Consider the following 15,336-nt stretch of genomic DNA (forward strand, 5'->3'; position numbering starts at 1 on the left):
GTTTCCCGGGCTTTACTGACTCAGAGCGGAGTCAGCCGTTTCACTTCCAAATTCTCCAGCTTCCCTTCCAGCTCAGCCAAAAAAGCATCATGGTAAGACATCGCCATGTGTTCTTTCAGCGCTTGCTCAGAGGTCCAACGTTCGATAAACACGAAAGCACCTGGATGACCTTGTTCTTCATGCAGATCATATTGGATACAACCTGGTTCGGAGCGGCTTGGGGCAACCATGGCACGCACGGCGATACCTACGGCATCACGGTGTTCCGGGGCGGCTTTAATCAGGGCTACAACTTTAACTTCACTCATTTCTGCTCCTTGTTATGCAACATTGGCAATAGAGATTGATATCCATCAACATTTGATAGCCAGACTCACCTTGCGTCAAGCCTGCTAATGGAGATCAAGGTAGTAAAAAATGTGCGCTAGATCATTTTATTTTCGCAAAATTGCATCTACTTGACAGGCTCGGCATCGCACCTGTTCCTTTTGGTAAAGCTTTGGTTTATGCTCGGCTGAAGCGTTTCAGTTTATGCTATGTTCAACAGAAATGCCTGAGTGAGCGGTTGCGATAAGCAACAGGGTTTGACAAATAATGTATGCAGCGATTCACAGCAGGCGGTACGCTAAAGTACCCTATGCGGTTAATGATATCCAGTCAGCGGCCCCTTTAGCTGGAGTAACCACGACAGGGAGGCCCCGTTTCAGGGAATAGCATGACAATCCGCATAGCAATAAATGGCTTTGGCCGCATTGGCCGCAGTGTGTTACGCGCACTGTATGAATCGGGGCGACGCGCTGAAATCTCCGTCGTGGCTATCAACGAACTGGCGAACGCCGAGGGAATGGCCCATCTGCTGAAATATGATTCCAGCCATGGCCGTTTTGCCTGGGATGTCCGCCAGGAGTGTGACGTGCTGATCGTCGGGGATGACAGTATCCGGTTGTTGCATCAACTGGCGGTGGAACAGCTTCCTTGGCGGGAGCTGGGCATAGATGTGGTGCTGGATTGCAGCGGCGTATACGGCAGCCGGGCGGATGGTGAAGCCCATCTGGCCGCAGGTGCGAAGAAGGTGTTGTTCGCCCATCCTGGGGGGAACGATCTGGATGCTACCATCGTGTTTGGGGTTAATCACCAGACGCTGCGTGGTGAACACCGCATCGTTTCCAATGCTTCCTGCACCACCAATTGCATTATTCCGGTTATCAAACTGCTGGACGATGCATACGGCATTGAGTCTGGCACTGTGACCACCATTCACTCCTCAATGAACGATCAGCCGGTGATTGATGCCTATCACCAGGATTTGCGGCGTACCCGAGCGGCAAGCCAGTCGATTATTCCTGTCGACACCAAGTTAGCTGCCGGTATCACGCGCATCTTCCCGCAGTTTTGCGATCGTTTTGAAGCGATTTCCGTGCGTGTGCCCACCATCAACGTGACGGCCATTGATCTTAGCGTCAGCGTGAGTTCAAAAGTGTTGGTGGCAGAGGTCAACCAGCTGTTGCAAAAGGCCGCACAGGGAGCATTTCGTGGTATAGTTGACTACACAGAACTACCATTGGTTTCGATTGATTTTAACCATGACCCGCACAGCGCCATCGTTGATGGCACGCAGACTCGGGTCAGTGGGCAGCACCTGATAAAGACCTTGGTCTGGTGTGATAATGAGTGGGGCTTTGCCAATCGGATGTTGGATACAACACGGGCAATGGCCGCAAGCGGTTTCTAGTCAGGCGGCATCAACGTCGGGTTGATGCGCCGTTCAGGCAATTTTATAGAGAATCAACTAAGAGGGTTCACCATGTCTGTAATTAAGATGACCGATCTGGATCTGGCGGGGAAACGTGTTCTGATCCGTTCCGATTTAAACGTACCAGTGAAAGACGGCAAAGTGACTTCCGATGCACGTATCCGTGCTTCCCTGCCAACGATCGAAGCGGCGTTGAAGCAAGGTGCGCGTGTGATGGTCACTTCACACCTGGGCCGCCCTACCGAAGGCGAGTACAGCGAAGAATCTTCCTTGCTGCCAGTAGTTAACTACCTGAAAGAGCATATGAAATCCCCAGTACGCCTGGCGAAGGATTATCTGGATGGTGTTGAAGTTGCAGAAGGTGAGCTGGTGGTTCTGGAGAACGTGCGCTTCAACAAAGGCGAAAAGAAAGACGACGAAACCCTGTCTAAGAAATATGCGGCGCTGTGCGACGTGTATGTGATGGATGCCTTCGGCACCGCACACCGTGCGCAGGCATCCACTCACGGCGTAGGCAAGTTTGCTCCGGTGGCCTGTGCTGGCCCGTTGCTGTCTGCCGAGCTGGAAGCACTGGGCAAAGCGCTGGGTAACCCGGCACGCCCGATGGTGGCGATCGTGGGCGGTTCCAAGGTGTCAACTAAACTGACCGTATTGGATTCCTTGTCGAAGATTGCTGACCAACTGATCGTTGGCGGCGGCATCGCCAACACCTTTGTTGCCGCGCAAGGCCACAACGTCGGTAAATCCTTGTACGAAGCGGATCTGATTCCAGAAGCGAAGAAATTGCTGGAAACCTGTGATATTCCAGTACCTACAGACGTGCGCGTCGCCACTGAATTTTCTGAAACCGCTGCGGCAACCCTGAAGCCAGCCAGCGAGATCAAAGATGGCGAGCAAATTCTGGATCTGGGCGATGTCTCTGCCGAGCGTCTGGCTAAAATTCTGAAAAACGCCAAAACCATTCTGTGGAATGGCCCGGTTGGCGTATTCGAGTTCCCTAACTTCCGTAAGGGCACTGAAATTGTCGCCCGCGCTATCGCTGATAGCGAAGCCTTCTCTATTGCAGGCGGCGGTGACACGCTGGCAGCGATCGATCTGTTCGGTATTGCTGACAAAATCTCCTATATTTCTACTGGCGGCGGTGCTTTCCTGGAGTTCGTTGAAGGGAAACAATTGCCAGCAGTAGTGATGTTGGAAGAACGCGCCAAGCAGTAATTCCCGTAACGGGGGGCGTAAGCCGCCCGTTTATTTCGCCTGCTTGATGTGGTGCGAAATGTAAAAGTAAAAATAGATATCTATCCATCCCTACCCGTTAGATTTCAAGGTGCAGCAACACCGTTGCAGCTTGAAAGATAAAAGGTATACCCCATGGATTCCAAGATGCAGGCAGCCAACATCCCTGTAACTTGAAAGACGGAGGGTATATAACGGCCAACGAAACAGGACAAAGTCGCATGTCTAAAATATTTGATTTCGTAAAACCGGGTGTCATCACAGGTGATGACGTTCAGAAAGTATTCGCAGTCGCTAAAGAGCATAACTTTGCTCTGCCAGCGGTAAACTGTGTGGGTACCGACTCGATCAACGCCGTGCTGGAAACAGCTGCAAAGGTGCGTGCTCCGGTTATCGTTCAATTCTCTAACGGCGGCGCTGCGTTTATCGCGGGCAAAGGCGTGAAGACGGACATTCCACAAGGTGCTGCGATTCTGGGCGCGATCTCCGGCGCACACCATGTTCACCAGATGGCTGAACACTACGGCGTGCCGGTGATCCTGCATACCGACCACTGTGCGAAGAAGCTGCTGCCATGGCTGGATGGCTTGCTGGACGCGGGTGAAAAACACTTCGCGGCGACCGGTAAACCGTTGTTCTCTTCCCATATGATTGACCTGTCCGAAGAATCTCTGGAAGAGAATATTGAGATTTGCGGTAACTATCTGGCCCGCATGGCGAAGATCGACATGACGCTGGAAATCGAACTGGGCTGCACCGGCGGTGAAGAAGATGGCGTGGATAACAGCCACATGGATGCTTCTGAACTGTATACCCAACCGGAAGATGTGGCATACGCGTACGAAAAACTGAGTGCGATCAGCCCACGTTTCACCATCGCGGCTTCCTTCGGTAACGTACATGGTGTGTACAAGCCAGGTAACGTGAAGCTGACCCCAACTATTCTGCGTGATTCGCAGGATTACGTGTCCAAGAAGTTCAACTTGCCACACAATAGCCTGAATTTCGTGTTCCACGGCGGTTCGGGTTCCAGCGATGCAGAGATTAAAGAGTCGGTCAGCTATGGCGTGATCAAGATGAACATTGATACCGACACTCAGTGGGCAACCTGGGAAGGTATCCTGACCTACTACAAAGAGAACGAAGCGTATCTGCAAGGCCAATTGGGCAACCCTAAAGGCCCAGATCAGCCGAACAAGAAGTATTATGATCCGCGTGTATGGCTGCGTGCTGCCCAAACGACCATGGTTACCCGTTTGGAACAGGCTTTCAAAGACCTGAACGCCGTCAACGTGCTGTAATCGTTCGTGGTTTCGGCGGGGTTTACTCTGCCGCTGAAAGGCTCCCATTTGGGAGCCTTTTTTGTTGCTGGTAGCCTGAAGTATGAGAAATATAGTCCAGCCAGAACAGAGGGTTATTTTTATTGATTGGATTGGCACAGGGGGGAATGTTGGTTACGCTTAGAAGCGTGGTTTTCTTACTGGTAATAGTGTGACCAGTGCAATTGTGAATCTCCCGCGATTAAGGGAATAAAGTAGGACATTACAATGAAAGATCTCAATATTATTGAGGACATCAATCAGGCTGGCGGTTGGCTGGTGGATCATCAGGATCTGTTGCTCCAGTATGCAGTGAACATCGTGGCGGCGATCGTCATTTTCATCATTGGTTCGATTGTTGCCCGGATCATCAGCAATGCGATCAGCCGTGTGATGAAACTGCGCGGCATTGATGCCACGGTGGCTGATTTCCTGGCTGCGATGGTGCGTTACAGCATTCTGGCGTTCACGCTTATTGCGGTACTGGGGCGAGTCGGGGTGCAAACCACCTCGGTGATCGCCGTCTTGGGTGCTGCGGGTTTGGCGATTGGCCTGGCGCTGCAAGGATCGCTGTCTAACTTTGCGGCAGGGGTGCTGCTGGTGGCTTTTCGTCCGCTGCGCGCGGGTGAATTTGTCGATCTGGGCGGCGTGACCGGGACTGTTGATCAGGTGCAGATTTTCTCTACCACTCTGCGCACGCCTGATAACAAAATCATCGTGGTGCCGAACGGTAAAATCATCTCTGGCAATATCATCAACTTCTCCCGCGAGCCGAATCGCCGGGTGGATATTGTGGTGACGGTGGCTTATAGCGCCGATGTTGAGCGGGTGAAACAAGTGCTGGGTGACGTGATTGCGGCCGATAAGCGCATCATGCACGATAAGGGCGTGACCGTGCGTTTGAACGAAATGGCGCCACCTACGCTGAAGTTTGTCACTTATTGCTGGACCACCAATGCTGAATACTGGGACGTTTACTTTGATCTGATGGAAAACTTCAAACACCAGTTGGATATCAACCTGATTGGTGTGCCATGATCGCGGATGGATGTGCATGTCCGCCAGATCGCTAAGCCAGAATAACCGGCAAGGCCACCGTCATGGTGGCCTGTTGGGATCTCATCAAACAAAAGGCGCTAATGGGTCGGCGGCGGCAAAGGCCACTTCTCGTTCTGCTTTCGGCGGATAGATCAATTCGTTGGTGATAGCGATTTTGATTTTCTTGGCGTCTTCCCGGGTGGATTTAACCACCTGTTCCCAACCTTCGGTGTAGACCGCTCCCCAGGCTCCCAGATCCAGACAGGTAACATAATTCACCTGGCGGTAAGGCAGGGGGGCAACGCCTATCAGATCGGCGGCCACGTTATGGCCGACAAAACGCCCCAACATAATAGCGTGCTGACAGGTCATCAGGGCGTGATTGCCCAGATCGTCGGTGGCGGCGAAGGCTACATCCCCAGTGGCATAAATCTCTGGCTGGCCTGCGACGCGTAAATGTTGATCAACATGTAACCGGCCCTGTGGATCGCGCTGCGCTGGGATCTGCCGGGTTAGCGCACTGGCCTGTACGCCCACGGTTGAGATCACGGTGCTGGAGGCGATATGTTGACCGTTTTTCAAGGTAACGCCTTTCTCATCGATCGTCATAATCTCAGCATTGAGCAACCATTCCACCCCGAGTTCGTTGGAGGCCTGCTCGATAACGCCGCGCAGTTGCTCGCTGTAGCGCCCGCCAATCACCGAGCCGCGTTCGACGACAATCACTCGTACCGGCGTGGCATGTCCCAGCACGGCTCGCAAACGTGCAGGTAACTCGGTGGCCATCTCAATACCGGTAAACCCACCGCCGCAGACGACCACCGTATTACGTGCTGTACTCTCCGGCCGATCAGCGAGGGCATTGATGTGGTGTTCCAAGCGGGCGGCACTTTCCAACTGATCCAGATCGAAAGCGTGCTGCTGCGCGCCGGGTAACGCAGGGTTGATGTGGCTACCGGTGGCCAGAATTAGACGGTCATAGCTGGCAGCGGCAAGCTGCCCTTGAGCATTGTGATACCAGACCTGCCGGTTTTTGTTATCGATCTCACTGGCGGTACCGGTCAAAAACTTCACGCCGGTAACGCCGAATAACGGCAGCAGCGGTGCGGCGAAGGTGGCGACCTTGGCCTCATAGAAACGCGGGCGAATGCGCAATTCGGGCTGTGGGGCCAGCACGGTGATTTCAATGTCTGTGCGATCGTACAGATTTGTCAGCCGCGCCGCGCTCAAGGCTGCCCACATCCCGGCAAAACCAGCACCGAGGATAAGAATTTTTTCTTTCATGCTTTGACTCCGTTAGCCACCCTGTTAAAGGATGAGTGATTCATTAACTACGACTATAATTATCGTAGTTATAAATGACAAGCGTTTTGTTAATATGGGGTGTGGTTGATATCTGGCCTGATTTAATCCTGTGTCTGGTTAAAAATTGCATCATTGATAGGAAGAAATTACTATATAACTAAGACTTAATGGTGCGGAGATAAGATGGCGTTCTACAGTTCCGGGGTGGAGTACGGTATCCATAGCCTGATGTGTATGGTTGATGGCAAGGGAGAGGGGCGCGAAATGAGCGTCCGTGAAATCGCTGAGTTACAGGGCGTTCCCTATGACTATCTGGCCAAGATTTTCACCAAGCTGTCTAAAGCTCAACTGGTTGAAAGCACCGAGGGCAAAGGGGGCGGCTTCCGGCTGGCAAAACCGGCCGAGCAGATTACCGTGCTGGATATTGTGGCGGCTATCGACGGTGAAAAATCGATTTTTGACTGCAAAGAGATCCGCCAACGCTTGGCCGTATTTGATGAATCTGCACCGGAGTGGGCCTGCGAAGGTCTGTGCGGAGTGCGTCAGGTGATGCTGGTCGCCCAGCAACGTATGGAGGAGGCGTTGTCGCAGCATACCGTGCTGGATTTAGTGCGGCGGATGTTTAGAAAAGCGCCAGACGTATTCCCGATTCAGATTGAAGAGTGGATCGACCGTCGCCGTAATGATTGAATTATATCCGTCATACTGCAAGCAGCAGGTGCGTTGGCTTTGTTACTCGGCCCAAATCTGGGCCGAGCTCTTACGGGGCCTGCAACTTGCATTATTTAGGGGATAATAAGCAACATACTTTACCCATTCTCCCGCTACTACTGCCCGTAATAAGCGTGTTTGCCATGTTTGCGCTGGTAATGTTTATCCAATAGCACCTGCTGCATACTGTTGATACCCGGCGTTAACTGGCGTGAAAATATCCCCATATAGGCAATTTCCTCCAGCACTACTGCATTGTGCACCGCATCGTGCGCATCTTTGCCCCAGGCAAACGGCCCATGGGCGTTAACCAGCACCGCCGGGATAGCGCTTGGTTTGAGGCCGCGCTGATGGAAGGTTTCAATAATCACCCGGCCGGTTTCCCGTTCATAATCCTGTTCGATCTCGTCGGCGGTCATCAAACGGGTGCAGGGAATGGTGCCGTAGAAGTAATCGGCATGGGTGGTGCCCCAGGCCGGAATATCCAGCCCGGCCTGCGCCCAGATGGTGGCGTGGCGCGAGTGGGTATGCACGATCCCGCCGATATCAGTGAACTCGCGGTACAGCATCAAGTGGGTAGCGGTATCCGAAGAAGGTTTTTTGCTGCCTTCCTGCGTGCGGCCAGTGGCGAGATCGACCACCACCATATCGTCTGCCGTCATTTGCGCATATTCCACGCCGGAGGGTTTGATCACCACCAGCCCGCGTTCACGATCGACCGCGCTGACGTTGCCCCAGGTGAAGGTCACCAGCTTATGGCGCGGCAGATCGAGGTTGGCTTCCAGCACCTGCTGTTTGAGTTGCGGCAGAGTTAACATGTGATTCCTCCTTGCTGCATTTTCTGTTCGATAAAGCGGCGCGCCTGCACGATCTCGGCCACCGGCTCGTCGGCTGTTTCGGTCCACATTTCAATCAGGAAAGCACCGCGATAGTTGAGCTGTTTCAGCGTGCGGAACAGCGCCGTAAAATCCACGCAGCCTTCGCCAAAAGGCACATCGCGGAACTGGCCCGGTGAGGTGTCGGTGACCGGGAAGGTATCTTTAAGATGAATGGCGGCGATGCGGTCGATGCCCAGTTTCAGCTCCTGCGCGACATTGTTGCCCCAGGCACTGAGGTTGCCGACGTCCGGGTAAACGGTGAACCACGGCGAGGCTAGGCAGGCGTCCCAGGTTTTCCATTTGCTGATCGAGTTCATCAAGGCGGTATCCATAATTTCTACCGCCAGCATCACCTGTGCGGCGGCGGCACGTTCTACCGCCCACTGCAAACCCTCGGTGAAGCGAGCAAGGGTGCCTGCGCTCTGCTGTTCGTAATAGACGTCGTAACCGGCGAGTTGAATGGTGCGGATACCGACGTCTTTTGCCAGTTGGATCGCCTGCTCCATGATGCGGTAAGCCTGCTGGCGCGTGGCTTCATCATGGCTACCAAACGGAAAGCGGCGGTGGCCGGAAAGGCACATCGATGGAATGGTGATGCCGGTTTCCAGCGTTGCACTCACCAGCGAAAGGCGCTGTTCTTTGCTCCAATTCAGGCGAGCCAGCCGTTCGTCACTTTCATCTACCGACATCTCGACAAAATCAAAACCACAGGCTTTAGCCAGCGCCAGTCGTTCCGGCCAGCTCAGGTGCTTCGGCAGGGCTTTTTCATAAATTCCTAATGGGTGCTGACGCATATCAACCTCTCCAAATATCATTAATGGCGCTATGGAACTGGCGCGCAGCGGCGATCGGATCGGCGGCTTCGGCCAACGCTCGCCCGGCGATAAACGCCGTAACGGCGATGTCTTTAAATAACGGTAAATCGGCTGGGGTAATGCCGCCGGTGATCGACAGCTCAATCCCCATATCTGAAAGTGCTTTCATGATGTCGAGATCCTGTTTGCTCCAGGTTTGTCCGCTGGCCTGAGCATCACGCCCCCGGTGGTAAATCGCCTGCCTGATACCGAGATCAAGCCAGCGTTTAGCATCCTCCAGCGTCCAGCGGCCAAATAGTTCGATCTGAATTTCCCCCTGATGGCGCGCTGCCACTGCCTGCGCGCTGGCCATGGTGGCTAAGGGGGCGGCGCAGATCACGGTCATCCAGTTAGCGCCCTGCGCAAAGGCTTGCTCTGCCAACGTAGCGCCGGCATCGGCCACCTTCAGATCGGCCACCAGCGTATGTTGCGGGCAGCGCTCACGCAGGGCGCGCACCGCCTGGATCCCGGCGCTGATGCACAAAATGGTGCCTGCCTCGATAATGTCGACATACGGATGCAGGCGTTCGGCCGTGTGCAGGGCGGCATCCAGGCTGGTGTGATCGAGCGCCAGTTGCAGGCGCGGTTTGCTGGTCATAGAACCTCCTTGGAACCACTGTTTTGCAGTGCCCGTAATGCGCCGATCAGCGCCTGATAACGTTGGTATTTCTGCTGGTAAGCTTCCTGGGCCTGCTGGTCCGGCAGCACGGTTTTGAGGCGTGGGGCCAGAACTAACTGGGCCGCGGCCAGGTCGTGAAATGCGCCGGTGCCGACCATTGCCACCATCGCCGCCCCCAGGCAGCCGGTTTCTTCCACCTGCGGCAGTTCCAGCGGCAGGCCGCTGACGTCAGCCAGCATTTGCATCCACGGGGCAGACTTTGCCGGGCCGCCGGTGACGCGCAGTGCTTTAGTGTGTGGGAAACGTTGCAACATAAGGTTCAGATGGGTCATATGACAGAACACCACCCCTTCGAAGATCGCTTGCACCAGATGCTCACGTTGGTGGAAGGCTTGCAGGCCATGGAAGCTGGCGCTCAGGCCGAGCCCGGCATTGGAGCCGTACAGGAACGGGGCGAACAGCAATTGACTGCCTGCTTTGGGTAAGGCTGCCACCCAGTGGTTGAGTTGCTGGTAATCGTGCAGCCCCCATTGCTGGCAAAACCATTCCAGATTGGCGGCAGAGGTTGGGCTGGCTTCGTGAACGATATATTTGCCCGCTTCGGCATAACGGCCATAGACAAACGGGTGATCAAAACCGGTTTCGATCGTCTGGGTAATCCCGCTGGTGACCGACCAGGTGCCCATGACCGCATTCAGCCGGGTTTCGTCCTGCAACCCGGCACACAGCGCGGTGGATACTACATCGAACACCCCACCGACCACGGGCGTACCTGCCAGCAGGCCGGTTGCTGCGGCGGCGGCAGAATTGATCCATCCGGCAATCTCGGTTGAGCCGACGATAGGGGGCAGGGCTGTCATCGTTTCACTGATACCGAGCTGCTGCGCCAGCGCCAGGTCATAACGGCCTTGAGCCATCTGGTACAGATTGGATTCAGAGATATTGGTTTCTTCGCAGGCCAGTTCGCCGGTCAGGCAATAGCGCAGATAATCGTGGGCCATCAGCACGCTGCCGATTTGGCGATAGCGCTCCGGCTGATGCTGTTTCACCCAGCGCAACAGTGAAACCGGGTGGCCGCTCCACAGCGTTTGCCGGGTTTGCTGATACAGAATGGGAGGAATACCGGCTTTTTGCCACGCTTGCACCAGCGTCAACGCCCGTTGATCGGAAGAAAGTATGGCATTTCCCAACGGTTGGCCCTGTTTATCCAGCAGGAACAACCCTTTCCCCTGAGCAGAAATGCCCACGCCCTGAATGCTTGCGGCCGGAATACCGACGTATTCCAACACTTCGCGAATCACCCCGGCGGCGGCCTGCCATAACGCAGGCATATCCCGTTCAGCCCAGCCGGGCTGTGGGGCGATAATCGCCAGGCTCCTGCGGGCAATACCCAGTTCCTTTCCCTGCGGGTCATACAGTCCGGCTTTGATAAAAGTGCCACCGCAATCGAGCCCTAACCAATATTTCATGACGCACTCCCCGCGTTCTGATCGCATTTGTTTGGCAGCATCAGCGCCAGCACGGAAGCAATCGCCAGCGATACCGCCAGGCTATAAACGCCGACGTCTTTGCTGAACAGGCTGATCAGTACGCCGACCATATAGGGCCCACAAAAGCCGCCAAGGTTACCGAGCGCGTTGATCACACCACGCGCGCCACCGGCCACTTCGGCGTTAAACAGCTTCGGTGGGATGGTCCAGAACACGCCTGCCGCAGCCTGAATAAAGACGCCGCAGCCGACCAAGGCGGCATAAGACCACCAGATATGCTCTTTCAGCAGCACCGACAGCGCCATGCAGAGGGCAAAGCAGGCCAATGGTAGGGAAACAAAGATTTTGCGTTTGCCTGTGCGGTCAGACAGGGTGGAAATGATCAGCATGCCGAAAATGGCACCGACATAGGGCAGAATGGCAAGCCAGCCGACCTGTTCCATATTGCCGTTGGTCAGCCCTTTCAGGATGGTCGGTAGCCACAGGGTGTAGCCATAAATCCCGGTCTGGTAGAAGAAGTTAACCAGAATCAGTTGCCACATAATCTTGTCGCCCAGCACGCGCCGCAGCGACGCATTGCGTACCGTTTTGCCTTTGATCAGCAACTGTTCGTCATGCAGGGTTTTGATCAGGTAATATTTTTCTGCCTGTGAGATCCATTTGGCTTCTTGCGGGCGGTTGCTGATGGTGAAGTACCACAGCACCATCACCAGCAGCGATAATCCGCCCTCCACCAGAAACAGCATGCGCCAGTCCCAGGTAGTGATAACCCAGCCGGAGAGCGGAGCGGTGAGGATGCCGGCGATCGGCACAAACATGATCACAATGGCGTTGGCGCGGCCGCGTTCCTTGTCTGGAAACCAGTTACTGATCATGGTCAGCACCACCGGCAGCATCCCGCCTTCTGAGACACCGAGGGCGAAACGCAGAAACAGCAGTTGATACTGGTTGGTGATCAGCCCGGTGAGCGCCGAAATTACCGCCCAGGCCAGCAGTGACCAGCCGATAAACTTTTTACCGTTCCCATTCACCGCCAGCTTGCCGCCGGGGACTTGCAGAAACAGATAGCCGATAAAGAAAATTCCGCCGGCTAACCCAGCCATGGAAGCGGTAATACCCAACTCTTTATCCATGCCTCCGGGCATAGCGAAGGCAATATTAACTCGATCCATATAAGAAATAATGCAGGTAATAAGAATAGGAGGAACTATTCGCAACCAGCGTAATTTAGGTATGGCCTGGCTACGGCCAATAGAAATAGAGGCTGTATTCATATTATTAATACCTTCACGTAAATAGGGTTATACCCGTCATCCTTCAAGCGGTATGGGCGTTGGCTGTGCCCAGTTATCACCCTGCGGGCCAGCGCTTGCCGCCGATGTGCAACTCGAATTATTTAGGATATAACTCGAAATAAGTCCGTATTTTTACTTGCGTAGCGCCATGCTGCATAGAAAGCTTTCTTTCTCCCCAAAGGAAAGAGAATGAGTTAGCTTTAACCAAACGGTATTAAATAATTAAATTTTTCGGTTTATTCATTCGTCTTAATAAATAATGCCAGCGGTATTTTCACCACCACTTTTCTAATATTGCATGGGTGTTGGTTAATACAGGCTGGGCGATGAACGTCCTGCGGAAAAAATACCGCAAAATTACCCGGCTGCATGGTCAGCCAAGATTCATCCTCCATGTCTTGATAAAAAATAATGTCGCGCTGTTCTAATAACTCCTGCTCGATAACGTTATGACCGTTATCGATGGCAACGCCGATAAGTTCGGTGCCGCTCACCAGAAACTGTACGTCGATATTTTTGCGGTGTACCTCTGGGCGCAGCGTGTTTTTGGCTTGGGTGTATAGGTCCAGTATCTGCACTACATAGCCGGTTTCTGCATCTTCATAACGCCCGGCGGGCAGGGCGGTGAAGTCGGTTTTCTGCAAATAAGCCACGGCGTTAGCGATGGCCGGGGGATAATGCTCTGCTGCCGTATGGGCAATATGGCTGAATATCATAGCGTTTTCCTGTTAGAGCGCCTGAATGCGCGCCCAGATGCGATCGTCAACCGGAATACCGTTACGCTGGTTTTCGGCACGAATAGGCGGGAATTTGTGGCCCGGCAGGCGAATCGCAGCCTCGGGGTTATCGCGCTCGGCGCTGGTGATGTAATCCATGATGCGCTGCAATTTTTCATCGCGCGTTTTGCCGTCGATCAGGCGTTCGATCTCAATGGCGATAAACACCTGTGAAACAGCGTATTCATCGCGGTTATCTTCGGTGATTTCCGCAACGGAATGGCCGCCAGACAGCAGGGTGGCAACCATATCCAGCACCACCGAGAGCGCTGAACCTTTCCAATAACCCATGGGTAAAATACGCCGATTCTGTTCAATGGTGGCCGGATCACGCGTCAGGTTGCCATCATTGTCAAAGCCGCCCTCCACCGGCAACGTGTTGCCTGCCAAACGGTGGGTTTCCAATGCGCCGTAAGAGAACATCGACATCGACATATCCACCATGGTGATTGGGTTACTCGGCACGGCCACGATCAGCGGATTGGTGCCGATGCGGCACTCTTTAGCTCCCCAGGGCGGCATCACGGCAATCGAATTCGTCCAGCAGATACCGATGTAACCTTTTTCCGCTGCCTGCCAACCATAGCTACCGCCGCGCATCCAGTGGTTGGCATTACGCAGCGCCACCAGGCCGATGCCATGCCGATCGGCCAACTGCATGGCACGATCCATCATCTGGCGGGCAATCAGGTTGCCGATCCCTTGCTGCGCATCCCATTGCTCGATAGCACCCAGCGCCAGCAGTTTGCTCGGTTTAGCGTCGGGGATGATGTCGCCAGCCTCCAACTGCTGAATAAAACGGGGAAAACGGTTCACACCGTGGGAATAAACACCGCTTTCGGTGGTTTCAGCAAACATCTCGGCGCACGCATCTGCCGTTGCTTCCACTACGCCTCGCGCCAGCAGCACGCGTTTGAATTGTTGCTTTAATTCGGTGTAACTCACTCTCATGCGACGTCTCCGCTACGGCGTTTTGTGTGTTTGTAGATCTTTAAATTTCATTATGCGAAATTGAATTTCAAATTAATGCTATACCTGCACTGGAATGAAGTCAAAGCGGAAGGGAAGTAAGTAGGTGTTTAAAAACAAATGGTTAAATTAATTTAATGTTTTTGTGACTGGCAACACATTTTGCGGGAATTACCGTGCTACAGGCGTCACAAAGCAGGGCGAGGCAGGCTCACCCTGTATCAGGAAAACTACCGGTTATCCGCGGGTATTCAAGACTACCCGATAGAGCGATGTGGTGGCCGTAATGTACAGTTCATTACCGTCTGGCCCACCGAAGGTGCAATTGGAAACGCATTCTGGCACCGGAATTTTGCCGATTTGTTTACCTTGAGGATTGAAAATAATCACCCCGTCGGCACAGCTGCAAAACAGGTTGCCAGTGGCATCAAGGCAGAAACCGTCTGGAAAGCCAGGAGCAACCTGGGCGAAATGGCTGCTGGCCCCCAGCTTGAACCCCTCTACCGGGCACACCCGCAGTTCACGGCGGCCAAGCGTAGGGAAATCGACAATTGACATATCGGCTACGTACAGCAGGCGTTCATCCGGCGAGAAAGCTAACCCGTTTGGCCGTTGCAGATCGCTGGCGGCAATGTGCAGTGCGTTATCGCGCGGATCGAAGCAATACAGGTAACAGCCGACCACCTGGCTTTCCGCTTTATACCCCTCTTCATCACCGATGATGCCGTAGGGGGGATCGGTAAACCACAGCGTGCCGTCAGAGCGCACCACGACGTCGTTGGGGGAGTTGAAACGTTTACCGTCCACGCGTTCAACCAGCAAGGTGAGGCTGCCGTCATGCTCGGTGCGGCTGATGGCGCGCCGCCCGTGTTCGCAGGTGATGACGCGCCCTTCAGCATCCCGGGCATTGCCGTTGGCATAATGCGCAGGGGAACGCCACAGGCTGAGTTCCCCGTTACGCGCCCAGTGAAACATACGGTTGCCCTTCACGTCGCTAAACACCACGGCATCTTGCTGTGGCAGCCATACCGGGCCTTCGGCCCAGATGGCAGGTGAGCATAAGCGTTCAAGTGGTTGTTCAATCATGGCAATTCCT

The 15,336-nt window shown here is 54.1% G+C and carries 15 protein-coding genes; 5 read left to right on the forward strand and 10 right to left on the reverse strand.

Annotated elements, in window-relative coordinates:
• Positions 1-20: 20 nt before the first annotated feature.
• Entirely contained in the window at positions 21-308 is a 288-nt protein-coding gene (locus Z042_RS09030) for a putative quinol monooxygenase (RefSeq protein ID WP_024909991.1), read from the reverse strand.
• A 407-nt stretch (positions 309-715) separates the two neighbouring features.
• Here Z042_RS09030 and epd point away from each other — a divergent pair, with 407 nt between their 5' ends.
• From epd to mscS, 4 genes are all read left to right on the forward strand, one after another.
• Complete coding sequence (gene epd, locus Z042_RS09035) at positions 716-1,732, forward strand: erythrose-4-phosphate dehydrogenase (RefSeq protein ID WP_024909992.1); 1,017 nt, start codon at positions 716-718, stop codon at positions 1,730-1,732.
• A gap of 72 nt (positions 1,733-1,804) precedes the next feature.
• Entirely contained in the window at positions 1,805-2,968 is a 1,164-nt protein-coding gene (pgk, locus tag Z042_RS09040) for a phosphoglycerate kinase (RefSeq protein WP_024909993.1), read from the forward strand.
• Between the two features lie 239 nt (positions 2,969-3,207).
• A complete protein-coding gene (fbaA, locus tag Z042_RS09045) occupies positions 3,208-4,287 on the forward strand; it encodes a class II fructose-bisphosphate aldolase (RefSeq protein WP_024909994.1) in 1,080 nt (359 codons plus the stop codon).
• A gap of 246 nt (positions 4,288-4,533) precedes the next feature.
• Entirely contained in the window at positions 4,534-5,343 is an 810-nt protein-coding gene (mscS, locus tag Z042_RS09050; RefSeq protein WP_045784783.1) for a small-conductance mechanosensitive channel MscS, read from the forward strand.
• Positions 5,344-5,427: 84 nt separating this feature from the next.
• Here mscS and Z042_RS09055 read toward each other — a convergent pair whose 3' ends face one another.
• Positions 5,428-6,627, reverse strand: a complete 1,200-nt coding sequence (locus Z042_RS09055; protein ID WP_024909995.1) for an NAD(P)/FAD-dependent oxidoreductase — start codon at positions 6,625-6,627, stop codon at positions 5,428-5,430.
• Positions 6,628-6,831: 204 nt separating this feature from the next.
• Here Z042_RS09055 and Z042_RS09060 point away from each other — a divergent pair, with 204 nt between their 5' ends.
• On the forward strand, positions 6,832-7,338 hold the full coding sequence (locus tag Z042_RS09060; protein ID WP_024909996.1) for an RrF2 family transcriptional regulator: 507 nt from the start codon (positions 6,832-6,834) through the stop codon (positions 7,336-7,338).
• A gap of 137 nt (positions 7,339-7,475) precedes the next feature.
• Here Z042_RS09060 and araD read toward each other — a convergent pair whose 3' ends face one another.
• The 8 genes from araD to Z042_RS09100 form a co-directional block, all read right to left on the reverse strand.
• Positions 7,476-8,177 (reverse strand): L-ribulose-5-phosphate 4-epimerase, encoded by a 702-nt coding sequence (gene araD, locus Z042_RS09065; protein ID WP_037405409.1) that lies wholly within the window; start codon positions 8,175-8,177, stop codon positions 7,476-7,478.
• Entirely contained in the window at positions 8,171-9,031 is an 861-nt protein-coding gene (locus Z042_RS09070; protein WP_024909998.1) for an L-ribulose-5-phosphate 3-epimerase, read from the reverse strand. The genes araD and Z042_RS09070 overlap by 7 nt, the downstream gene beginning before the upstream one ends.
• A gap of 1 nt (position 9,032) precedes the next feature.
• Positions 9,033-9,689 carry a 3-keto-L-gulonate-6-phosphate decarboxylase UlaD gene (ulaD, locus tag Z042_RS09075; protein ID WP_024909999.1) on the reverse strand — a complete coding sequence of 219 codons (657 nt, stop codon included), beginning with the start codon at positions 9,687-9,689 and terminating at the stop codon, positions 9,033-9,035.
• On the reverse strand, positions 9,686-11,179 hold the full coding sequence (locus tag Z042_RS09080; RefSeq protein WP_024910000.1) for an FGGY-family carbohydrate kinase: 1,494 nt from the start codon (positions 11,177-11,179) through the stop codon (positions 9,686-9,688). Before Z042_RS09080 ends, ulaD begins: the two co-directional genes overlap by 4 nt.
• Positions 11,176-12,474, reverse strand: coding sequence for an MFS transporter (locus Z042_RS09085; protein ID WP_024910001.1), 1,299 nt, complete (start codon positions 12,472-12,474; stop codon positions 11,176-11,178). The genes Z042_RS09080 and Z042_RS09085 overlap by 4 nt, the downstream gene beginning before the upstream one ends.
• A gap of 257 nt (positions 12,475-12,731) precedes the next feature.
• Positions 12,732-13,211: a NanQ anomerase/TabA/YiaL family protein gene (locus tag Z042_RS09090; RefSeq protein WP_024910002.1), complete on the reverse strand. Its 480-nt coding sequence runs from the start codon at positions 13,209-13,211 to the stop codon at positions 12,732-12,734.
• A gap of 12 nt (positions 13,212-13,223) precedes the next feature.
• Positions 13,224-14,222 carry a 3-dehydro-L-gulonate 2-dehydrogenase gene (gene yiaK / locus Z042_RS09095; RefSeq protein ID WP_024910003.1) on the reverse strand — a complete coding sequence of 333 codons (999 nt, stop codon included), beginning with the start codon at positions 14,220-14,222 and terminating at the stop codon, positions 13,224-13,226.
• 255 nt (positions 14,223-14,477) lie between these two features.
• Positions 14,478-15,326: an SMP-30/gluconolactonase/LRE family protein gene (locus tag Z042_RS09100; RefSeq protein WP_037405410.1), complete on the reverse strand. Its 849-nt coding sequence runs from the start codon at positions 15,324-15,326 to the stop codon at positions 14,478-14,480.
• Positions 15,327-15,336 lie beyond the last annotated feature (10 nt).

It is taken from the genome of Chania multitudinisentens RB-25 (genome assembly GCF_000520015.2).
In the GTDB taxonomy this organism is placed as follows: Bacteria; Pseudomonadota; Gammaproteobacteria; order Enterobacterales; family Enterobacteriaceae; genus Chania; species Chania multitudinisentens.